Here is a 22114-nt window from a genome sequence, read left to right on the forward strand (position 1 = left end):
GCTCGCGAAAGCGGTGGATCAGTGGATACATGTGCGGACTGACACACCGCATTCGCGAGCAAGCCCGCTCCCACAGTTTTGATCGCGTTTCAACAGTGGGAACGGTGTCGAGGGTTAGATATCCGCCAACGCCGATACCAGGATCGCCTTGATGGTGTGCATGCGGTTCTCCGCCTGCTCAAACGCGATGTTGGCCGGCGACTCGAACACTTCCTCGGTCACCTCCACGCCATTGGCCAGGTTCGGATAGCGCGCGGCGATGTCCTTGCCGACCTTGGTTTCGCTGTTGTGGAACGCCGGCAGGCAGTGCATGAACTTCACGCGCGGGTTGCCCGAGGCTTTCATCATCTTGGCATTGACCTGGTACGGCAGCAGTTGCTCGATGCGCTCGTCCCACGCCTCCACCGGCTCACCCATCGACACCCAGATATCGGTGTGGATGAAGTCGACGCCCTTGACCGCTTCTTTCGGGTCTTCGGTGATGGTGATGCGCGCGCCGCTTTCCTCGGCGAATGCCTGGCACTGCTTGATGAAATCAGCGTGCGGCCACAGGGCTTTCGGCGCGCCAATGCGCACGTCCATGCCCAGCTTGGCGCCGATCATCAGCAGCGAGTTGCCCATGTTGTAGCGCGCGTCGCCCAGGTAGGCGTAGCTGATGTCATGCAGCGGCTTGTCGCTGTGTTCGCGCATGGTCAGGGTGTCGGCGATCATTTGGGTCGGGTGGAATTCGGCGGTCAGGCCGTTGAACACCGGCACACCGGCGAACTTGGCCAGCTCTTCGACGATTTCCTGTTCGAAGCCACGGTACTCGATGGCATCGAACATCCGCCCGAGTACGCGGGCGGTGTCCTTCATGCTTTCCTTGTGGCCGATCTGCGACGACACCGGGTCGATGTAGGTGACGTGGGCGCCCTGGTCATGGGCTGCGACTTCGAAGGCGCAACGGGTGCGCGTCGAGGTTTTCTCGAAGATCAGCGCGATGTTCTTGCCTTTCAGGTGCGGACGCTCGGTGCCGGTATATTTGGCGCGCTTGAGGTCGCGGGACAGGTCCAGCAGGTAGTGCAGCTCGCGGGTAGTGTGGTGCATCAGCGAGAGCAGGCTGCGGTTGCGCATATTAAAAGCCATGATGGATCTCCTTGGGTTTCGGTTATCCCCCTGGCCACTGCCGGATAAGCAGCGGCCAAGGCCAAAAATTAATAGTCGATAGGGTCGCGGATGATCGGGCAGGTCATGCAGTGGCCGCCGCCACGGCCACGGCCGAGTTCACCGGCGCTGATGGTGATGACCTCCACACCGGCCTTGCGCAGCAGGGTGTTGGTGTAGGTGTTACGGTCGTAGCCGATCACCACGCCCGGCTCCACGGCCACTACGTTGTTGCCGTCGTCCCATTGCTCGCGCTCGGCGGCGAAGCTGTTGCCACCGGTCTCGACCACGCGCAGCGCCTTGAGGTTGAGGGCTGCAGCGACGGTTTCGAGGAAGTTGGTTTTCTCGCGTTGGATATCGATACCGTGCGGCTTGCTTTCATCAGGACGCAGAGTGAACGGTACGATCTGGTTGACCACTTCAGGGAAGATGGTGACCAGGTCGCGGTCGCAGAAGCTGAACACCGTGTCCAGGTGCATCGCCGCACGGGATTTCGGCAGGCCGGCAACGATCACGCGTTCCACGGCTTTGTTTTTGAACAGGTTGCGCGCCAGTTGGCCGATGGCCTGGTGGGACGAGCGCTCACCCATGCCGATCAACACGACGCCGTTGCCAATCGGCATGACGTCGCCGCCTTCCAGGGTGGAGGCACCGTGTTCCTGGTCGGGGTCACCGTACCAAATCTGGAAGTCGGCGTTGGTGAACTCCGGATGGAATTTGTAGATAGCGCTGGCCAGCAGGGTTTCCTGGCGTCGCGCCGGCCAGTACATCGGGTTCAGCGTCACGCCGCCGTAGATCCAGCAGGTGGTGTCGCGGGTGAACTGGGTGTTGGGAAGCGGCGGCAGGATGAAGCTCGAGTGGCCGAGGAAGTCGCGGAACATTTCGATGGTCTTGCCGCCGAAGCTGCTCGGCAGGTCCTCGGCCGACACGCCACCGATCAGGAACTCACTGATTTTGCGCGGCTCCAGGCTGCGCAGCCACGAGCTGACTTCATCGACCAGGCCCAGGCCCACCGTATTGGCAGTGATCTTGCGCTCCAGGATCCAGTCCAGCGCTTCGGGGATGGCGACGATGTCGGTCAGCAGGTTGTGCATTTCCAGCACATCAATGTCGCGCTCGCGCATCTTGGTGACGAAGTCGAAATGGTCGCGCTTGGCCTGGGCAACCCACAGCACGTCATCGAACAGCAGTTCATCGCAGTTATTGGGGGTCAGCCGCTGGTGGGCCAAGCCTGGGGAGCACACCATGACTTTGCGCAGTTTGCCGGCTTCGGAATGTACGCCGTACTTCACTTTTTCCGTGGTCATTACAGATCCTCCAGTGAACAACAGTTACAGAGTCAGGAAGCCGTCGTAGAGGCCATAGGCAGCCACCAGGGCGCCAACGACTACCGCGGCGAAAATCAGCTTCTCGACATTGGTGAAAATCGGTTTGCCCAACTCATGCTTGGCCTTGGCGAACAGAATCACGCCGGGGGCATACAGCAGGGCGGACAGCAGCAGGTATTTGACGCCGCCGGCGTAGAGCAGCCAGACCGCGTAGATCAGCGCGACGGCACCGATGAACAGGTCTTTCTTGCGCTCGCGCAGGGCGTTTTCGTAGGTCTCGCCGCGCACCGCCAACAACAGCGCGTAGGCGGCCGACCACAGGTACGGCACCAGGATCATCGAGGTGGCGAGGTAGATCAGCGACAGGTAAGTGCTGGCGGAAAACAGCGTGATTACCAGGAAGATCTGGACCATGGCGTTGGTCAGCCACAGGGCGTTGGCCGGCACATGGTTGGCGTTTTCCTTACGCAAGAACTCCGGCATCGTGTGGTCCTTGGCGGCGGCGAACATGATCTCCGCACACAGCAGCACCCACGACAGCAGCGCGCCCAGCAGGGAAATGATCAAGCCGACGCTGATCAGCACGGCGCCCCAGTGGCCCACCACGTGTTCCAGCACGGCGGCCATCGACGGGTTTTGCAGCTTGGCCAGTTCCGGTTGGGTCATGATCCCCAGGGACAGCACGTTCACCAGCATCAGGAACAGCAGCACGGTGATGAAACCAATCACCGTGGCCTTGCCGACGTCGGAGCGTTTTTCCGCACGGGACGAGAAGATGCTCGCGCCCTCGATGCCGATGAACACCCATACGGTGACCAGCATCATGTTGCGCACCTGGTTCATCACACTGCCGAGGTCAGGGTTTTTCACGCCCCAGATGTCAGCGGTGAAAATCTCCAGCTTGAACGCGAACAGCGCGATCAGCACAAACAGCAGCAGCGGCACCACCTTGGCAACAGTGGTCACCAGGTTGATGAACGCAGCTTCCTTGATCCCGCGCAGCACCAGAAAATGCACGGCCCACAACAGCACCGAGGCACCGATCACCGCTGCCGGGGTGTTGCCTTCGCCGAAGATCGGGAAGAAGTAACCCAGGGTGCTGAACAGCAACACGAAGTAACCGACGTTGCCCAGCCAGGCACTGATCCAATAACCCCAGGCCGACGAGAAACCCATGTAGTCGCCGAACCCGGCCTTGGCATAGGCGTACACGCCGCCGTCGAGGTCAGGTTTGCGGTTGGCGAGGGTCTGGAACACGAAGGCGAGGGTCAGCATGCCGATGGCGGTAATCACCCAACCGATCAACACCGCACCGACGTCGGCGCTGGCGGCCATGTTTTGCGGCAGTGAGAAGATCCCGCCGCCAATCATTGAGCCGACGACGAGTGCAACCAGTGCGCCCAATCGAAGTTTTCCGGGAGATTCAGACATTGCATGACTCCAATGCAGGAGAAGAGAGACCACAGAATAATTCCGTGCGCTAATCAAACAGCTGACTCAGATCACTTCATTGGCACATTCCATTGTGAATTAATGACTTAGGGGTAAAACGCCCGGGCAATACTTTTCCTCGCAAAGGCGCTTTCCAGAGCGGTCTCTGCGTTGTGGTTAATCATTTAGTCAGGGGTATGGACGTTTGAAGCTAGTCCGTATTCCTGAATGTGCAAACTTTTCCCGACGCGGGGCGAAGTAGCACGGCAAACGTTAAGTGCCAGCGGTATTTAAATTCTAAATAAGCCTGAACGTTATAAATTGTCATGCGATTGCGTTATGAGCGTGGCGGTTTTATCGCGGTCTTTAATAAACGCTACACTCGCTGAGATAATTAGTTGAGTGCACGGTTGTCAGCTCAATTTAATAATTATCCAGGAGTATTCATGTCTCAACCGGCCCAGAAACTTAGGCTTGGCGCCCTGATTGCCCTGGTGGTGGGCTCGATGATCGGCGGCGGGATTTTCTCCTTGCCGCAGAACATGGCCGCGCGCGCCGAGGTCGGCGCGATATTGATCGGCTGGGCGATCACCGCCGTCGGCATGCTGACCCTCGCCTTCGTGTTCCAGACCCTGGCCAACCGCAAGCCGGAGCTGGATTCCGGGGTGTACGCCTACGCCAAGGCCGGGTTCGGCGACTACATGGGGTTCTCGTCGGCCTGGGGATACTGGATCAGTGCGTGGATGGGCAACGTGGGTTACTTCGTGTTGCTCTTCAGCACGCTCGGCTACTTCTTCCCGGTGTTTGGCCATGGCAACACGCCGGTGGCCATCGGCTGCGCGTCCTTGCTGCTGTGGGCCGTGCATTTTCTGGTGATGCGCGGGATCAAGGAGGCGGCGTTCATCAACCAGATCACCACGGTGGCGAAGATCGTGCCGTTGCTGATGTTTATCGTGATCGCCGGCCTGGCGTTCAAGGCCGATATCTTCACCCGCGATATCTGGGGCCTGGGCAACCCGCAGTTCGGCAGCGTGGTCGACCAGGTGCGCAACATGATGCTGGTCACCGTGTTCGTGTTTATCGGCATCGAGGGCGCCAGCGTGTATTCGGCGCGGGCCGAGAAACGCGCGGACGTGGGCCGCGCCACGGTGATCGGCTTTCTCGGCGTGCTGGCACTGCTGGTGCTGGTGAATGTGTTGTCCCTGGGGATCATGAGCCAGCCGCAGTTGGCGCAATTGCAAAATCCGTCCCTGGCCGGGGTGCTGGAGCACATCGTCGGGCCCTGGGGCGCGATGGCCATCAGCATCGGCCTGGCCGTGTCGTTACTCGGCGCCTTGCTGTCGTGGGCGTTGCTGTGCGCGGAAATCCTCTACGCCACCGCCCATGACAAGACCATGCCGGCCTTCCTGAAAAAGGAAAACGCCAACCAGGTGCCGGTCAATGCGCTGTGGCTGACCAATGTGATGATCCAGGTTTTCCTGGTCATCACGCTGTTTTCCCACAGCACCTACACCACCCTGATCTACCTGGCTTCCTCGATGATCCTGGTGCCGTACCTGTGGTCGGCGGCCTATGCGGTGTTGTTGAGCGGGCGCGGCGAAACCTATGAGGGCGCCCAGCGCCAGCGTTTCAAGGATTTGCTGGTGGGCCTGGTCGCCCTCGGCTACGCGGTGTGGCTGCTGTATGCCGGTGGCTTGAAATACTTGCTGCTGTCGGCGCTGCTGTACGCGCCCGGTGTGGTGCTGTTTGCACTGGCCAAGCGCGAGCAGGCCCAACCCTTGTTCACCCACGTGGAAAAAGGCATCTTCAGCTGCGTAGTTGCCGGCGCCAGCCTGGCGGCGTATGGGCTGTACAGCGGGGTGTTGTCGTTGTGAAAGTGGCGTATCAGCCGCCCTATGACTGGGCGGCAATGCTGGGTTTTTTGTCGGCGCGGGCGATCACCGGGCTCGAGACGGTGGTGGCTGGCGTGTACCGGCGCAGTATCAGCGTGGATGGGCGACACGGCTGGATCAGTGTCGCGCCGGGTGACGGCGATTGGCTGGAGGTGAGCGTCGATTTTCCCGAGCCGGCGGCGTTTCCCGAGATCGAGCGGCGCTTGCGCCGGATGTTTGACCTGGACGCCCAACCGGCCTTGATCAACCGGCAATTGGCGAAGGACCCGTTGATGGCGCAGTTGGTTGCCGCGCGGCCAGGGCTGCGGGTGCCGGGCACTTGGGATGGCCTGGAACTGGCGATCCGTGCCGTGCTCGGTCAGCAGATCACAGTAGTCGCGGCGATCCGCCTCGCGGGCAAGTTGGTTGCACAATATGGCCAGCCCCTGGATACGCCGCACGTCGGCATCACCCACGCGTTCCCGACGCCGCAGGTGTTGGCGGCGGCGGACCTGGCTGCGCTGGGCATGCCCAAGGCGCGCGGTCGCACCTTGTCCGGCATGGCCCAGGCATTGCTGGATGATCCGCAGGTGTTCGAGCCCAAGGCCAGCCTCAAGGACGGGGTGGCGCGGCTGGTCGCGCTGCCGGGGATTGGTGACTGGACTGCGCAGTACATCGCCATGCGCCAACTGCGCGAGGCGGACGCGTTTGCGTCGGGGGATATCGGCTTGATCAATGCGCTGGCGGCGCTGGAAGGCGGGCCGGTTTCGGCGCGGCAGCTGTTGGCGCGGGCCGAGGCGTGGCGGCCGTTGAGGGCGTATGCGGCGCAGCATTTGTGGACGTCGCTGCAGCGGGCGGATTGAGGGGGCGGGCAGGGCCTCTTCGCAGGCAGGCCAGCGCCCACATTTGAGGGTGTCTACCACTCAAATTGTGCAAGCTGGCCTGCCTGCGATAACGCTCGAAAGGCTACCACTGCGGCCGATGTGAGCCCAACTCCCCGGCCGGCAAATCCCACTGCAACGGCGTACCGCTGATGGTCACCGGCGCCAGCAGCCGATGGGCCTGACCCCAGGCGGTCTGTTCCACCACCAGCCCTTGATCGCCGGGTTCCTCGGCCCGCAACGCCACCTGCTCCGGCACCTGACCCGCCTCCACCAGCAACTTGGCCGTACGCGCCAACGACAACTGCGCCGATCCGCCACGCCCGGATTTCAACCGCTCACTCAAGGCTTGAATCGCGCTGGCCGCCATCAGATAGCCGGTCGCATGGTCGAGCGCCTGCAACGGCAGCGGCACCGGTTGATCCGCGTGTTTCCAGGCCATGCCCGCGTCGGCAATCCCGCTGCTCATCTGCACCAGGCTGTCGAAGCCGCGTCGATTGCGCCACGGGCCGCTCCAGCCATAGGCGTTGAGGCTCACGTCGATCAGGCCGGGCGCGATGCTTTGCAGCTCGGCGGCGCTATAGCCCAGCTGTTCCAGGGCATCGGCACGGTAACCGTGGAACAGGATGTCGGCGTCCTTGAGCAATGCTTCGAATACCTGCCGGCCTTCGGACGTTTTCAAGTCAAGGCGCGCGCAGCGTTTGCCGAGGGTCATTTCCGGCACCACGCCCGGCTCGTTCCAGGTCGGTGAGTCGATGCGCAGTACATCGGCGCCCAACCCGGCGAGAAAACGACTGGCGACGGGACCGGCCAATACGCGGGTCAGGTCCAGCACCTTGATACCCGCCAGCGGGCGCGCTACCGAGCCTGTCCAGGTTTTTGCGGTGGTGGTGGCGAAGGTCTGGCGCTGCACCAGCGGCTCGGCATTCACCGCCAGCCCTTGCGGATGTTGCTGCCAGGCTTGCCACGAACGCATCTGTGCCGCACAGCCGCCGGCGTCGACAATCGCCTGTTCCAGCTCGGCGGCGTTCCATGCGGCGACCTTGCTGGCCATTTCGGCGCGGTCGGCGACCTTGCCCAGCACTTGCTCGGCGGCGGCCCGGTGGTGGGGCGCATTGGTGTGCAGGCGAATCCATCCGTCGGCGCTGGCGTAGTCGCCGGCCACCGGGTCCCACAGCGGTGGCGTTTGCCAACCCACCGGACGCAGGGACGACGAGAACCAGAAGGAGGCGAGGCGTCGGTCCACGCTCACGGCGGGCAAGCGGCCGGTCATTGCCAGCACCAGTTGGGCCACGGCCTGGCCGGCGGCACCGATACTGGCACTGGCTAGGTCGGTGACGGCGAAGGTCGAGGGCAGGGCGCCGGCCTCGGTCACGGTCAATGGAGTAGGCGGTAGATCGAGTGCGGCTTGGATGGGAGTCAGCAGGTCAGTCATCAAAGGCCCTCCTTAAGAGAAGGGCCACTATAGAAGATCATCAGGCCGATGTGGCAACCCCAGGCTCCAATGGCAGGTCGATGCTGGCGATAAACCCGCCCTCAGGATGATTGGCCAGGATCAGGCTGCCGCCATGGCGTTCCGCCGCACGCCGCGCAATCGCAAGGCCCAGGCCGTGACCCTGGGCGGTCTGGCCAGGGGCGCGGTAGAACGGCTCGCCCAATTGGCTGAGGTGTTCGGCATCCACGCCGGGGCCGTGGTCGCGCACGCTGATAAGGATGTGCTCACCGTGGAGATGGGCGTGCAATTCGATCGGCGGGCCCTTCGGGTTGAAGCGCTGCGCGTTGCGCAGCAGGTTGTCCACCGCGCGTTCGATCATGGTCGGCCAGCCTTTGAGGCGCAGGTCGGGTTGGGCGGTGAGTTGCACCACCTGCTCCGGCGCGCTGAGCTGGGCGTCTTTTTGCAGGGTCTTGAGCAGGCTGTTGAGGTCAACGTCTTCGGCGCTGGCGTTATCGGCATCGACGCGCGCCAGCACCAGGATTTCACTGATCAACGCTTCCAGGCGATCGCATTCGCGGGTCAGGCGCGGCCAGAGTTTTTCGCGTTCTTCGGGGCTGGCGCGTTCGGCCAGGGCCAGCGCGATGCGCAGGCGGGCCAGCGGCGAGCGCAGCTCGTGGGAGACGTCGCGCAGCAACTGGCGCTGGCTGCCGATCAGGCTTTGCAGGCGGGCGCCCATGCGGTTGAAGTCAGTGGCCAGCACGCCGAACTCATCGCGGCGGTTGGCCAGGCGCGCCAGGCTGTTCTGCTGGTACGTGGCCTGGCCGAGGTCATGCACCGCGCCACGCAGACGGCTGAGGGGGCGGGTGATGGACAGCGTCACCAGCAGGCTGAACAGGGTCAGCACCACCAGGGCGATGGCCAATGCGCTCAACGGCCACAGCAGGCTGCTGCGGTGCCAGGCGTCCAGCTCGGGATGGGGGATGCGATAGATCAGCAGGTAGGTGTCGCCGGTTTTTTCGCTGGTGTACTCGGCGGTCAGGCGTCGCCAGGGCAGGTGACCGTCCTGGCTGTCATTCTGGCGGGCTTCGAACGCGGCGGCGCGGCGCGGAAAGGTGCCCCGCACGACCGGCTCGCCGCTTTCGTTGAGCACTTGCACGTCGATGTGGTACTGGCGCTTGCGCTGTTGCAGCAAGTCTTGGGCGGCGTCCTCGCCTTGGGTCTCGTAGAGTTGAGTCCACTCTTCGGCGAGGTTATTGAGGCCGGGGTGGCGGCTGAGAATCCAGGCATCTTGATTGAGCATGTGCCCAAGCAGGATCGACAACCCGGCAACCAGGGCGATGGCCAGCCAGAAACTGGCCAGGATGCGCCAGAACAATGAACGCACAGGAAACCCTCAAACAGGAAAAGCCCAGCGGCGCGAGCCACTGGGCTGGGGGAGTGAAGCTAGAACATTATTGCGCTTTTTGCGGCTGTTGCGCTTTCCAGGCCTGGAATTCCTTCCACTCGGCGCGGCGCTCGGCTTGCTTCTTGACGATCTCGTCGAACTTCTTCTGCTGGTCAGGCTTGAGGACTGCACGGATATCCGCCTGGGTTTTCTGCTTGCCGGCGGCGATTTCATCCTGCATGGCTTTCTGGTCGGCGGCCGGGAGTTTGTCCAGGTACTTTTTGACCAGGTCTTTGCGAGCGTGCCATTGGTCGCCCATCAGCTTGCCGATCTGCTGGCGCTGTTCCTTGCTCAGGTCCAGCTGGCTGAAAGGGCCGCCTTTGCCACGCGGACCGTGTTCACCGCCGTGGCCTGGGCCACCCATCATGTGGCCGGAAGGTTCACCCATCGGGCCTGGGCCGTCTGGCATGGCGGCCATGGCAACGGTCGGCAGGGCGGCGGCGAACATCAAAGCGATAAGGGTCTTGCGCATGGTGATTCTCCTGTCTCTATTCCGGTGAGTCCGGATGTGAGTAGATTACGGAGATCAAGGTCAGCGGCGGTCAGGTGTGGGTAAAGCTTGGGTAAAGAGGGTTTTGTTGCGAACTGACAAAACTGTGGGGATTTGGGTATTCAAATGTGGGAGCGGGCTGGCTCGCGAATGCGGTGGGTCAGCCTATGCATGTGCTGACTGATACACCGCATTCGCGAGCAAGCCCGCTCCCACAGGAGAGTGCGTGAAACTCAGAGGCTGTAGTAATAGCCGCGGCTGCGCAACGCGACGATCCGTGGCCGGCCGTCCGGGTGCGGGCCGATCTTTTTGCGCAGGTTGCTGACGTGCATGTCCAGGCTGCGATCGTAAAGGGTCAGCTTGCGGCCCAGCGCGATCTGCGCCAGTTCCTGCTTATCCAGTGGTTCGCCGGGCTGGCGCAGCAAGGCTTCGAGCAGGCGGCTTTCGGAAACGGTGAGGGCGAATTCCTGTTCGTCGATACTGACCACGCCGCGCACCGGGCTGAAGCACAGGTCGCCGAGTTCCAGCTGGGTGGACACGGCGGCCGGATGACTGCGGCGCAGCACGGCGCGCAGGCGCGCGGTCAGCTCGCGCGGGTCGCAGGGCTTGGCCAGGTAGTCGTCGGCACCGAGTTCCAGGCCGAGGATGCGATCCAGCGGTTCGCCGCGGGCCGAGAGCATCAGCACCGGCAGCTCCGGGTGGTCGTTGCGCAGTTGCTTGAGCAGTTCCAGGCCGCTTCCGTCGGGCAGCATCACGTCCAGCACCACCGCTGCCGGGGCGCTGTCGGCCAAGGCTTTGCGGGCGCTCAAGCCATCGTGGCAGGCGCGCACCTGGAAACCTTCCTGGCTCAACCAACTGGTCAGCAGCTCGCAGAGCTCCTGGTCATCATCTATCAGTAACAGCTCGCTCATGACTCACTCAATTTAGCCATTGTCGACGGCGACGGTGCCCACCGCTGGCGAAGATCCCGCACAGCAAGGCGATCAGGGCGACGGCCCCGCCGGTGACAAACCATTGCTGTTGCTCGGTCAGCCATCGGGTCAAGGCACCGCCTTGTGTCTCTTTGAGTTGCTGGGCCAGGCGTTGGTTCTCTTGGCGAAGACGACTCAATTGGGCGCTTTCGCGCGTCGCATCCGCACCCTGCAGTTGCTTGCTCAGTTCTTCACGCAGCCGTTCGCTTTCTTTCAAGCGTTGCTGCAACTCGGTGATCTGGGCGCCGGCACTCAAGGACAGGGGCGTGGAACTGCCGGTGTTCGAGGTTTCTTCAGCGTGGGCCGTAGCCCCGATCATTACCACTGCCAACAGACACAACTGACGTAAGCGCATCGGAACTCCTGATTCCACACGAATATTCAGAACGTTGTCGGCAGGTTACCGAGAATAATGAGCAATTAGGAGTGTGCCGCACGTATTAGGTTCGACACACGCCTGGGTCAAGGCAGGACTTGCTTGAATGGCTTGATCACGACGTCGGCGTAGACGCCTGCCGCAACATACGGGTCAGCCTTGGCCCAGGCCTGTGCATCGGCCAGGGAGGCGAACTCGGCAACCACCAGGCTACCGGTGAAACCGGCGGCGCCCGGGTCGTTGCTGTCGACGGCCGGGTGCGGGCCGGCGAGTACCAGGCGACCTGCGGCTTGCAGCTCGTTCAGGCGCTCCAGGTGTGCCGGGCGCACGGACAGGCGTTTTTCCAGCGAGTTGGCAACATCGGTGGCAATGATGGCGTAGAGCATGTCAGTCCTCGGTTTTTGGCGTAGTAGGGTCGGTGTCATGCAGGTGGCGCGACAGGTAGATACCCTGGCCGATCAGGAACAGCACGGTCATGCCCAGGCTGCCGAAGACTTTGAAGTCGACCCAGTAGTCCTGGAAGGTAAAGGCCACGAACAGGTTGGCAGCGCCGCAGAACAGGAAGAACACGATCCAGGCCACGTTCAAACGTGTCCAGACCGGCTCCGGCAGGGTCAGTGCGTGGCCCATGATCCGCTTGATCAGCAGGCGATCGCCGATGAAGTGGCTGCCGATGAAGGCCAGGGCAAACAGCCAGTTCACCACCGGGGCTTTCCATTTGAGGAAGGTCTCGCTGTGGAAGGCCAGGGTCAGGCTGCCGAATACCAGGCAGGCGACCAGGGTCAGCCATTGGCTTTTTTCCAGTTTGCGCTGGGAGATGAAGAGGGCGCCGTAGACTACGATGGAGCTGATGATCAGCACGGCGGTGGCGCTGTAGATGCCCCCGACGGTCAGTTCATGGCCGGCAATATCGATGACCCTGGGGTCGAGTTTGTAAACGATGAAAAACAGCAACAGCGGGATGAAGTCGATGAATTGTTTCACAGTAAGAGCCAGAAGCTGGATGTGGCGGCATAATAACAAACATCCTTGGTAGCGAAAGCGCCAGCTGACTTGAGGTTACACACTCCCGTGAATGTTGATTTGCACTGCCACAGCACGGCCTCCGACGGCGCCCTGGCGCCCGCGGTACTGGTTGCGCGTGCGTTTGAAAAAGGCGTGCAAGTCCTGGCGTTGACCGACCACGACACCCTCGAAGGTCTCGATGAAGCCCGCGCAACCGCGCATGCCCTGGGCATGCAGCTGGTCAACGGGGTGGAATTATCCTGTACCTGGGGTGGCGCCACCATTCATGTGCTGGGCTATGGATTCGATCAAAACGCCCCGCCCCTGGTCGAGGCCATCGCCCAATTGCACGATGGCCGCTGGCTGCGGTCCGAAGAAATAAGCCGAAAACTCGCCCTCAAGGGCATGCCCAACGCGCTCGACGGCGCCCGCGCCATCCAGCAGGAACTGGGCGACAGCGGCAATGCACCGGCCCGTCCGCACTTTGCCGACTGGATGGTGCGCGAAGGTTTCGTCAAGGACCGCGCCGAAGCCTTTCGCAAATGGCTGGGCGCCGGCAAGTTGGGTGACGTCAAGCAACACTGGCCGACCCTGGAGGACACCGTCGAGACCCTGCGGGCGTCCGGGGCCTGGGTCAGCCTGGCGCATCCCTGGCATTACGATTTCACCCGCAGCAAGCGCCGCAAGCTGATTGGCGACTATATTGGAGCGGGCGGCCACGCGATTGAGGTGGTCAACGGCTATCAACCCGCCGAACAGGTGGGCAGCTTGGCGATTCTTGCCCGCGAATTTGGTCTGCTGGTCAGTGCCGGCAGTGATTTTCATGGCCCAGGCGGCTGGTCCGAGATCGGCGAGTATCGCCCCGTCCCGGAAGACTTGCCGCTCTTGTGGGGGCGATTCAAGCATGACCCCATTATTGCCACCGTCTGAACAGGTAGAACACGTGAGTCAATTCTTCCAGATTCATCCGGAAAACCCCCAGGCGCGCCTGATCAAACAGGCCGTGGAGATCATTCGCGCCGGTGGCGTGGTGATCTATCCCACCGATTCGTCCTACGCCATCGGTTGCCAGATCGGCGACAAGGGCGCGGTCGAGCGTGTAAGACGCCTGCGCCAGCTGGATGACAAGCACAATTTCGCGCTGATCTGCAGCGACCTGTCCCAGCTGGGCCTGTTCGCCAAGGTCGACACCGGCACCTTCCGCCTGCTCAAGGCTCACACGCCGGGGCCCTACACCTTTATTCTCAACGCCACCCGCGAAGTGCCGCGCCTGTTGCTGCACCCGAAGAAACGCACCATCGGCCTGCGCGTGCCCGAGCATCCCATCGCCCTCGCGCTGTTGGCCGAGCTGGGTGAGCCGCTGATGAGCGTGTCGCTGATCATGCCCGGCGACGCCGAGCCCCTGGAAGACCCGTACGAAATGCGCCAACTCCTGGAAAAACAGGTGGACCTGATCATCGACGGCGGCTTCGGCGGCGGCAAGGCCTCCACCGTGATCAACCTGGCGGACGGCGAACCCGAAGTGATCCGCGTGGGTTGCGGCGACCCGGCCCCCTTCATGGCCGAGGCCTGAATGTCGGCCGTGGAAACCGTCGACAGCCAGGCGGGCGCCCAGCAGGAACTGCCGTTTGCCATGGTGTATGGCCAGGCGGTCATGGAAATGCCGCTGGACCTGTACATCCCGCCGGACGCGCTGGAAGTCTTCCTTGAAGCCTTCGAAGGCCCGCTGGACTTGCTGCTGTACCTGATCCGCAAGCAGAACATCAACATCCTCGACATCCCGGTGGCGGAAATCACCCGTCAGTACATGGGTTATGTCGAGTTGATGCAGTCGGTGCGCCTGGAGTTGGCCGCCGAGTACCTGGTGATGGCCGCCATGCTGGCCGAGATCAAGTCGCGCATGCTGCTGCCGCGCTCGGAGACGATCGAGGCCGAAGAGGACGACCCGCGCGCCGAACTGATCCGCCGCCTGCAGGAGTACGAGCGCTTCAAGGCCGCCGCCGAAGGCATCGACGGCTTGAGCCGCGTGGGCCGCGATGTGGTGGTGCCCAAGCTCGATGCCCCCGAGGCCCGGGCGCGCAAATTGTTGCCGGACGTGAGCCTGGAAGAATTGCTGATGTCCATGGCCGAGGTGCTGCGCCGTGGCGATATGTTTGAAAGCCACCAGGTCAGCCGCGAGGCCTTGTCGACCCGTGAACGCATGAGCGATGTACTCGAACGCCTCAAGGGCGGCGGGTTTGTGCCGTTTGTCGAGCTGTTCACTGCCGAAGAAGGGCGCCTGGGCGTCGTGGTGACCTTTATGGCGATCCTCGAACTGGTCAAGGAATCCTTGGTCGAGCTGGTCCAGAATGAGCCTTTTGCGGCTATCCACGTGCGGGCGCGAGCCGAATAAAGAGCTGAATCGATGAATCTGACTGAACCCCGCGAACTGGCGCCGCTGCTGGAAGCCTTTCTCCTGGCCTCGGGTAAACCGCAATCCCTGGAGCGTCTGTTCGAACTCTTCGAAGAAGCCGAGCGCCCGGAGCCGCCAGTCTTCAAGAAAGCCCTGGAGATCTTGCGCAAGTCCTGCGATGGCCGCGCCTTCGAGCTGCGCGAAGTGGCGTCGGGTTATCGCCTGCAGATTCGTGAGAAATTTTCCCCGTGGGTGGGCCGGCTGTGGGAAGAGCGCCCGCAGCGTTATTCACGGGCGATGCTCGAGACGATGGCGCTGATCGCCTATCGCCAGCCGATCACCCGCGGTGAAATCGAGGATGTGCGTGGCGTGGCGGTCAACAGCCATATCGTCAAGACCTTGCTGGAGCGCGAGTGGATCCGCATCGTCGGCTATCGCGATGTGCCCGGCAAACCGGCGATGTTCGCCACCACCAAGGTGTTTCTCGACCACTTCAACCTGAAGAACCTCGACGACCTGCCGCCCCTGGCCGAGCTGCGCGAAATGGAGGCCGAGCCGGTGCTCGACTTCGACGACGCGCCGGTCCCGGCGAGCCTGCAGGAACTGGCCGACGCCAGCGCCGAGCCGGAAGAACCCAAGGACGAAACCAGTTTCCACACCCTGTTGCTGGAACTGGACGACATGGAGCAGGGCATCAAGACCGACTTCGACGACTTGCTGCGTGATGGTGCTGCCGAGCCGCAAGCCCAAGTGGACGTTGATGTTGAGGCTGAAGCCCAAGTGAACGTTGAAGTTGAGGCTGAAGTCGAAGCAGAAGCTGAGCCTGAACCCGAAGAAGACATCCTCGGTGTCGCCGAAGCTCGCGAGAAGCTCCTGGCCGCCGTCGCCGCCCTCGAACAACCGTCGCTGAGCGACGAAGAAGCCGAAGCCCAGGCGCTGGCCGAAGCCATCGAGGCCGAGCGGCGCCAGTTCGAAGACTGATGCCGCTTCAAAATGTGGGAGCTGGCTTGCCTGCGATGCAGGCGACTCGGTCTTTCTGCTATAGCGAGGTGATGCCATCGCAGGCAAGCCAGCTCCCACAGAAAACCAGTGCCTGGGAGGATTTCAATGAGTTCCACCAAAGACCCGTGCATCAGCATCTGCAAATTCAACGACGACATCTGTGTCGGCTGTGGCCGCAGCAAGCGCGAGATCCGTGCCTGGAAGAAACTCGACAAAGCCGACAAGCGCACGGTGCTTGCCGAAGCCGAGCTGCGCCTGCTGGCGCTGGGGGCCACCGGTCGGCGGAAAAGCAAATGATGGCGGCCCAATCGACTAGTCTCTGATGCGCAACGCGCGCCATGCGCGTATGATTCGCGACCCTTTGGCGCGCTATTGCCCCAAAGCCCCGCTTTCAACACTCTTCAGGCCACGCCTGAATCGACCCACCGGGAGGTGCTTAAGATGAACGACCAAGACCAGAACGACAGCCAGGAAATCGGCCCAGCAGGCGAAAAACTGCAAAAGGTGCTGGCGCGTATCGGCGTGGGCTCGCGCCGCGACGTCGAAGCCTGGATCACCCAGAAGCGCATCAAGGTCAACGGCGTCGAGGCCACCCTCGGCCAGCGCGTCGACCTGCACGATGCAATCACCATTGATGGCAAGGTCATCAAGCGTGAAGAGGCCGCCGAATCGGTGCGCCGCGTGATCATGTACAACAAGCCCGATGGCGAGATCTGCACCCGTGACGACCCGGAAGGCCGTCCGACCGTGTTCGACAAGATGCCCAAGCCCAAGGAAGGCCGCTGGATCAACATCGGTCGCCTGGACATCAACACCACCGGCTTGCTGATGTTCACCACCGACGGTGAACTGGCCAACCGCCTGATGCACCCGTCCTACGAGATGGACCGTGAATACGCCGTGCGTGTACGCGGTGAAGTCGACGACGAGATGATCGAACGCCTCAAGGCCGGCGTGGTGCTGGAAGACGGCCCGGCCAAGTTCACCGACATCAAGCAGGCACCGGGCGGCGAAGGTTTCAACCACTGGTACCACTGCGTGGTGATGGAAGGCCGTAACCGTGAAGTGCGTCGTCTGTGGGAATCCCAGGGCCTGGTGGTCAGCCGCCTGAAGCGCGTGCGTTTCGGTCCGGTGTTCCTCAACTCCGACCTGCCGATGGGCCGCTGGCGCGAAATGAGCCAGTACGAAGTCGACATCCTCAGCGCCGAAGTCGGCCTGACGCCGGTCGCGATGCCGCAGATGAACGCCAAGAGCAAAGACAAGCTTGAGCGTATGCAGCGTAAATCGTCGCGTCCTGTTGCGCGTACCGAGCGCGTGGCGCGCACCTTGCGCCCGGCCCTGAATGCGCCGGCGACCGGCGGGCGTATCTCGCGTGAGCCGCACATCGAAGGCGAGCGTCGCCCGACGGCGCCGTCGCGTCAGGAAGGCGAGCGTGCTCCACGCACGCCGCGTCCGGCCCGTGGTGAAGCGCCGAGCGGCGGTCGCAGCAACCGTGGTGAAGCCGATCGCCCAGCGGATAACGCCAGCACCAAGCGTCCAGCCAAGCCGGCGGCAAACAAGCGCCCCGGGCCGAAACTGGTCGCGGACGAGCCGTCTGGCAAGCGCCGTGGCGCCCCGGCCGGTTCGGGTCAGCGTCCAGGTTTTGGTCGCAAGAAGCCGCAGTGATACGCTAAGCGCTGCACACAAACGCCAACCCTAGGGTTGGCGTTTTTTTTGGTCTGGATTTGCTGACCCGTTCCAATGTGTGTGTGGGCTTGCTCGCGACAACGCTGTGTCAGTCGCTGGAGAAGTTGGCTGGTCTGCCGCATTCGCGAGCAAGCCCGCTCCCACATTTGGGGTGTATTTCAAGGTTGGAACCGAGTTGTACCGTCCGCTCAAATGCCGATGCAGCACCCCGAATCCCAAGCCCAACAGCATTCAAAACTGTGGGAGCGGGCTTGCCCGAGAAGGCGGTGGGTCAGTCAACCATGATGTAGCTGATCCACCGCCTTCGCAGGCAAGCCAGCTCCCACATTTGGGGTGTATTTCAAGGTTAGAGCTGAGTTGTGTCGCCTGCTCAAATGCCGGTGCAGCACCCCGAATCCCAAGCCCAAACAGCGATCAAAACTGTGGGAGCGGGCTTGCTCGCGAAGGCGGTGGGGCAGTCAACCATGATGTAGCTGATCCACCGCCTTCGCAGGCCAGCCAGCTCCCACACTGATTGGTGTCTGGACTGAATGCTGTGCCTGGCTCAACTCCCACATCTGGATCTCCAGTGTGTCTGGATTTTGTGATCAGAACGCAAACCGTCCATCAAACACCGGCTTGTCATCCAGCGCCAAGACCCCGCTGGCGAAAATCAGGTCCAGGTGATGACTGCCTTTCTGCCCGCCGCCAAGGCCCAGGTGCAGCCCGCAATGGCGCTCTTCAAACCCGGCGTTGCGCGCGTACAGGTCCTTCACGCCTTCATTGGTGCCGATCCCCAACTCCTCCACCCGCCGGTTGGACGGGTTGGCGTTCAGGTATTTGTTGAAGTCATCCGCCAGCCCCGGCACGTCGCTGGCCACGCTGCAGATGGTCGAGTTCTCGATCCACAGCTCCAGCGGCGACTGCAGCACGCCGTACTTGCGCGCAAACGGGATGGTGCTCAGGAAGGTGCCGACAAAGCGCACCTGGCCACTGATCGCCTCGCTGTGGGTGGCGATCTCGCCGGGTGCCAGGTCGTGGTTGCCGATGCCGTTGATATTGGTCCACTTCTTGATGCTGCTCAGCGGCGCCTGCAGGCGTGAGCCGTGCTTGTCGGTGAAACTCAGCACGTTGGCCTGGGACATGCGCCGGATCAGCGTGGCGTTGAGGTCGGCGATGCGCTGCGGCTCGACGCTGAAGGTGTCGTAGAAGTAGTCGCCGTAATCCTTGAACAGCAGGGACTTCTGCCAGTGCTCGGCCATCACGCCGTGCAGGGCGCGGATAAAGTCCGGGCCTTCGGCGCGTGGGTTGGGCAGCGTGGAGGAATCGTAGAGGAACAGGTACAGGTCGCAGGCCTCAATGGCCTGGGCCAGTGTGTCACTGGCGGCCAGGTCGAGGCGCTGCACCTGGAAATTGAAACGGGCGGCGCTGCTGTGGGTGATCGCCTGGGCGATAGCATCGTAGCGCTCGGTATGGCCCAGCAGCACGGTAGGCTGGCTCAGCCCGCTGAGGGCCGGGTGGTGGGCGAGGTAGTAGAGAAAGTGTTCGACGGCGCGGGCCTTGTCCATGACGGGTGTCCTTCTGTGCCTTGGGTAAGGGAGCAGGTGCCGTGCACAGCACCTGCCGGTTGCCTGCCGGGTGTCAGAATGGCCACATCGCCGTGCCGAAGGGCACGACGGCGTCGGCTTGCATCATCTCTACGGCGGCCTCGTGGGTCGGCGCTTCAAACCAATCGTCGAGTTGCAGTTCGGTTTCCAGGTCGTTTTCCAGTGCTTGCATGGTGTATCTCCTAGAGGACGTTGTTTGAGGACGGCTTGCCAACGGGCTTCGCTGGGCAAGTGGGATGAACCTAGGAGAGAGTGTTTCAGAACGCAAAATATTTATTGACACCGTTGCATTTGGATTTTTTCTTCTGTTTTCCCGGCCTGGTTTTTTCTTGAGCAAATACAAGCAGCTGGCGATGCTGATGATGGAGAATTTTCCTACCGACAATTTTTCTTCACGGAACAGCTGTAACGCGAATTTTCCATGCTGTAACGATTAATTTACGACAATGTCGCGGCATTATTGGGCCCTTTCCCGCTGTAAGGATTACCTGACAGATCGTCGCACGCCGGCTGGAGGGGCGGCCCCAAGCTGTCGAGCGGTGTACAATGCGCCGCGTTTTACTGTGACCCCCCTTGCGTAACCACGCAGAAGGCCAAGACCTCGGGGTTTACCTACCCTGATCACTCCGCCTGGCCACGAGCCGGACGGGTTCGATTTCGTCACAGATAAAAACAAACAGGTGACGCATGACCGTTAGAAAGACGCTGTACTCCTGGTGCCTGCGCTGGGGTTTGAGCGGCGCTGCTTGAGTCGGTAATTCAAGGCAGCAACCTGCAATCAACATCATCAAACCTTGCGTGAGACCCTTTTCATGAGTGGACCCCATTCCTCTTCAGGCGAGCTGAAACGCGGCCTGAAAAATCGGCATATCCAGTTGATCGCCCTCGGTGGCGCCATCGGCACCGGCCTGTTCCTCGGCTCGGCCGGGGTGCTCAAGTCCGCCGGCCCGTCGATGATCCTCGGCTACGCCATTTGCGGCTTCATTGCCTTCATGATCATGCGCCAGCTCGGCGAAATGATCGTCGAAGAGCCGGTCGCCGGCTCTTTCAGCCACTTTGCCCACAAGTACTGGGGCGGTTTCGCCGGCTTCCTGTCGGGCTGGAACTGCTGGATCCTGTACATCCTGGTGGGCATGTCGGAGCTGACCGCCGTCGGCAAATACGTGCACTACTGGTGGCCGGAGATCCCGACCTGGGTCTCGGCAGCGGCGTTCTTCGTGCTGATCAACCTGATCAACCTGGCCAACGTCAAAGTCTTCGGTGAAGCCGAGTTCTGGTTCGCCATCATCAAGGTCGTGGCCATCGTCGGCATGATCGCCCTGGGCAGCTACCTGCTGGTCAGCGGCAGCGGCGGACCACAAGCCTCGGTGAGCAACCTGTGGGACCACGGCGGGTTCTTCCCCCATGGTGTCAGCGGGTTGGTGATGGCCATGGCAATCATCATGTTCTCCTTCGGCGGCCTGGAAATGCTCGGCTTCACCGCCGCCGAAGCCGACCAGCCACGCACCGTGATCCCCAAGGCAATCAATCAGGTGATCTACCGCATCCTGATCTTCTACATCGGTGCGCTGGTCGTGCTGTTGTCGCTGACGCCATGGGACAGCCTGCTGGCGACCCTTAACGCTTCCGGCGATGCCTACAGCGGCAGCCCGTTCGTCCAGGTGTTCTCGATGCTGGGCAGCAACACCGCCGCGCACATCCTCAACTTCGTGGTGCTGACCGCCGCGCTGTCGGTGTACAACAGCGGCACCTACTGCAACAGCCGCATGCTGCTGGGCATGGCCGAGCAGGGCGATGCGCCGAAGGCATTGGCCAAGATCGACAAGCGCGGCGTGCCGGTGCGCTCGATCCTCGCATCGGCGGCGATCACCCTGGTGGCGGTGCTGATGAACTACCTGATCCCGCAGCATGCGCTGGAACTGCTGATGTCGCTGGTGGTGGCCACGCTGGTGATCAACTGGGCGATGATCAGCTTCTCGCACTTCAAGTTCCGCCAGCACATGAACCGCACCGGCCAGGTGCCGTTGTTCAAGGCGCTGTGGTACCCCTACGGCAACTACATTTGCCTGGCGTTCGTGGCGTTTATCCTGGTGATCATGCTGATGATTCCAGGCATCCAGGTGTCGGTGTACGCGATCCCGGTGTGGGTGGCGTTCATGGCGGTGTGCTACTGGATCAAGAACAAGCGCAGTGCCGAAGCGGCGCTGGGTACGGCGAGTGCGGCGTTGAAGTAAGCCGCCCCGCCCAAACGGAAAACCCGGCTGCGTGCCGGGTTTTTTGTGGGCGCCGACGGGGTAGACTCGCGCGTCGTGTTTAAACGTTCCAGGAGCGCAGACCCCATGCAATTCACTGATATCGACGGCGGCGCCTTGCAGCGTGACGCGCTGGAAGACCTGATCGACCAGCACGGCGGGCCCCTGCGCCTGATTGGCGTCGACCTGAGTGGCGCTGACCTCTCGCGCATGGCGCTGGATCACTGGGTATTCGAACGCTGCATCCTGGTCCAGACGTCTTTCCTTGGTGCGCGCCTGGAAGGCACGCAGTGGAAAAGCTGCCGGGCCGGCCACGCGATTTTCGAGGCGGCAAACCTGTTGGAGGCGCAGTTCCACAGCTGTGACCTGAACAACACCCGCTGGCAGCGCAGCAAGCTGTCCCAGGCGAATTTTGAACACTGCAAATTGACCGGCGCCAACTTCACCCATTGCGCCTCCCTGGGGCTGAGCTTCAGTGAAACCCGCCTGAACAGCGCGTTTCTGTCCGGGTTATCGTTTGCGCGCACCGTGTTGAATAACCTGGACTTCTCCGACAGCGATTTGTCGGAGGCTGATTTTCGCAAGGCCGAACTGATCGACTGCAGCCTCGCCCATGCCCGCATCCACGGCGCCAATTTTGCCGGTGCCGACTTGCGCGGTGCGGATTTGAGCGGGTTTCGCCTCAATGATGCCAAACTGTTCAAAGGCGCCGTGATTTCCAAAGCCCAGGCGTCGATGCTGTTATCCGAGTTGGGCTTGTCCGTTGCCTAAGGTTTTATGAGGGACGTGCCTGCTTTTCGAGGCCTCGCGTGTATCACGAT

Annotated in this window: 22 protein-coding genes; 10 read left to right on the plus strand and 12 right to left on the minus strand. The window is 62.0% G+C overall.

Annotated elements, in window-relative coordinates:
- Positions 1–114: 114 nt before the first annotated feature.
- From QMX97_RS23930 to arcD (QMX97_RS23940), 3 genes are all read right to left on the minus strand, one after another.
- The gene (locus QMX97_RS23930; protein ID WP_003220053.1) at positions 115–1125 is read right to left on the minus strand and encodes an ornithine carbamoyltransferase; all 1011 of its coding nucleotides are present in this window, start codon (positions 1123–1125) and stop codon (positions 115–117) included.
- Positions 1126–1193: 68 nt separating this feature from the next.
- Positions 1194–2450 (minus strand): arginine deiminase, encoded by a 1257-nt coding sequence (arcA, locus tag QMX97_RS23935; protein WP_065908901.1) that lies wholly within the window; start codon positions 2448–2450, stop codon positions 1194–1196.
- Between the two features lie 24 nt (positions 2451–2474).
- Positions 2475–3902 (minus strand): arginine-ornithine antiporter, encoded by a 1428-nt coding sequence (gene arcD / locus QMX97_RS23940; RefSeq protein ID WP_065908905.1) that lies wholly within the window; start codon positions 3900–3902, stop codon positions 2475–2477.
- Between the two features lie 446 nt (positions 3903–4348).
- Here arcD (QMX97_RS23940) and arcD (QMX97_RS23945) point away from each other — a divergent pair, with 446 nt between their 5' ends.
- Positions 4349–5776 (plus strand): arginine-ornithine antiporter, encoded by a 1428-nt coding sequence (arcD, locus tag QMX97_RS23945; RefSeq protein ID WP_282397736.1) that lies wholly within the window; start codon positions 4349–4351, stop codon positions 5774–5776.
- A complete protein-coding gene (locus QMX97_RS23950) occupies positions 5773–6636 on the plus strand; it encodes a DNA-3-methyladenine glycosylase (protein ID WP_282397737.1) in 864 nt (287 codons plus the stop codon). Before arcD (QMX97_RS23945) ends, QMX97_RS23950 begins: the two co-directional genes overlap by 4 nt.
- A gap of 103 nt (positions 6637–6739) precedes the next feature.
- Here QMX97_RS23950 and QMX97_RS23955 read toward each other — a convergent pair whose 3' ends face one another.
- The 7 genes from QMX97_RS23955 to QMX97_RS23985 form a co-directional block, all read right to left on the minus strand.
- On the minus strand, positions 6740–8089 hold the full coding sequence (locus QMX97_RS23955; RefSeq protein ID WP_106802759.1) for a CoA transferase: 1350 nt from the start codon (positions 8087–8089) through the stop codon (positions 6740–6742).
- A gap of 40 nt (positions 8090–8129) precedes the next feature.
- Complete coding sequence (locus tag QMX97_RS23960; RefSeq protein ID WP_282397738.1) at positions 8130–9473, minus strand: HAMP domain-containing sensor histidine kinase; 1344 nt, start codon at positions 9471–9473, stop codon at positions 8130–8132.
- Positions 9474–9540: 67 nt separating this feature from the next.
- Positions 9541–10005 (minus strand): LTXXQ domain protein, encoded by a 465-nt coding sequence (locus QMX97_RS23965; RefSeq protein ID WP_065908918.1) that lies wholly within the window; start codon positions 10003–10005, stop codon positions 9541–9543.
- Positions 10006–10256: 251 nt separating this feature from the next.
- A complete protein-coding gene (locus QMX97_RS23970) occupies positions 10257–10934 on the minus strand; it encodes a response regulator transcription factor (protein ID WP_003193803.1) in 678 nt (225 codons plus the stop codon).
- A 7-nt stretch (positions 10935–10941) separates the two neighbouring features.
- Positions 10942–11349, minus strand: a complete 408-nt coding sequence (locus QMX97_RS23975) for a translation initiation factor 2 (protein ID WP_065908920.1) — start codon at positions 11347–11349, stop codon at positions 10942–10944.
- 107 nt (positions 11350–11456) lie between these two features.
- Positions 11457–11756: a YciI family protein gene (locus QMX97_RS23980; protein ID WP_065908922.1), complete on the minus strand. Its 300-nt coding sequence runs from the start codon at positions 11754–11756 to the stop codon at positions 11457–11459.
- Position 11757: 1 nt separating this feature from the next.
- Positions 11758–12354: a septation protein A gene (locus tag QMX97_RS23985; protein WP_065908925.1), complete on the minus strand. Its 597-nt coding sequence runs from the start codon at positions 12352–12354 to the stop codon at positions 11758–11760.
- 87 nt (positions 12355–12441) lie between these two features.
- Here QMX97_RS23985 and QMX97_RS23990 point away from each other — a divergent pair, with 87 nt between their 5' ends.
- The 6 genes from QMX97_RS23990 (at position 12442) to rluB (ending at position 17434) form a co-directional block, all read left to right on the plus strand.
- Positions 12442–13305 carry a PHP domain-containing protein gene (locus tag QMX97_RS23990; protein WP_213554208.1) on the plus strand — a complete coding sequence of 288 codons (864 nt, stop codon included), beginning with the start codon at positions 12442–12444 and terminating at the stop codon, positions 13303–13305.
- Between the two features lie 13 nt (positions 13306–13318).
- Positions 13319–13948: an L-threonylcarbamoyladenylate synthase gene (locus QMX97_RS23995; RefSeq protein WP_065908929.1), complete on the plus strand. Its 630-nt coding sequence runs from the start codon at positions 13319–13321 to the stop codon at positions 13946–13948.
- A 120-nt stretch (positions 13949–14068) separates the two neighbouring features.
- A complete protein-coding gene (locus QMX97_RS24000; protein ID WP_169851199.1) occupies positions 14069–14767 on the plus strand; it encodes a ScpA family protein in 699 nt (232 codons plus the stop codon).
- Between the two features lie 12 nt (positions 14768–14779).
- Positions 14780–15748: an SMC-Scp complex subunit ScpB gene (gene scpB, locus QMX97_RS24005; RefSeq protein WP_106802763.1), complete on the plus strand. Its 969-nt coding sequence runs from the start codon at positions 14780–14782 to the stop codon at positions 15746–15748.
- A gap of 126 nt (positions 15749–15874) precedes the next feature.
- Complete coding sequence (locus tag QMX97_RS24010; protein ID WP_044267786.1) at positions 15875–16066, plus strand: DUF1289 domain-containing protein; 192 nt, start codon at positions 15875–15877, stop codon at positions 16064–16066.
- A 144-nt stretch (positions 16067–16210) separates the two neighbouring features.
- Complete coding sequence (gene rluB, locus QMX97_RS24015; RefSeq protein WP_017139164.1) at positions 16211–17434, plus strand: 23S rRNA pseudouridine(2605) synthase RluB; 1224 nt, start codon at positions 16211–16213, stop codon at positions 17432–17434.
- Between the two features lie 608 nt (positions 17435–18042).
- Here rluB and QMX97_RS24020 read toward each other — a convergent pair.
- Positions 18043–19002, minus strand: a complete 960-nt coding sequence (locus QMX97_RS24020; protein WP_282397739.1) for a leucyl aminopeptidase — start codon at positions 19000–19002, stop codon at positions 18043–18045.
- A gap of 73 nt (positions 19003–19075) precedes the next feature.
- Positions 19076–19213: a hypothetical protein gene (locus QMX97_RS24025; protein ID WP_003175756.1), complete on the minus strand. Its 138-nt coding sequence runs from the start codon at positions 19211–19213 to the stop codon at positions 19076–19078.
- Positions 19214–19853: 640 nt separating this feature from the next.
- On the opposite strand from QMX97_RS24025, the gene QMX97_RS24030 reads away from it, so the two are divergent.
- Positions 19854–21275: an amino acid permease gene (locus QMX97_RS24030; RefSeq protein WP_065908943.1), complete on the plus strand. Its 1422-nt coding sequence runs from the start codon at positions 19854–19856 to the stop codon at positions 21273–21275.
- Positions 21276–21380: 105 nt separating this feature from the next.
- Complete coding sequence (locus QMX97_RS24035; protein WP_282397740.1) at positions 21381–22064, plus strand: pentapeptide repeat-containing protein; 684 nt, start codon at positions 21381–21383, stop codon at positions 22062–22064.
- Positions 22065–22114: the final 50 nt, after the last annotated feature.

Source organism: Pseudomonas sp. PS01298 (genome assembly GCF_029959745.1).
GTDB classification, from domain to species: domain Bacteria; phylum Pseudomonadota; class Gammaproteobacteria; order Pseudomonadales; family Pseudomonadaceae; genus Aquipseudomonas; species Aquipseudomonas aylmerensis.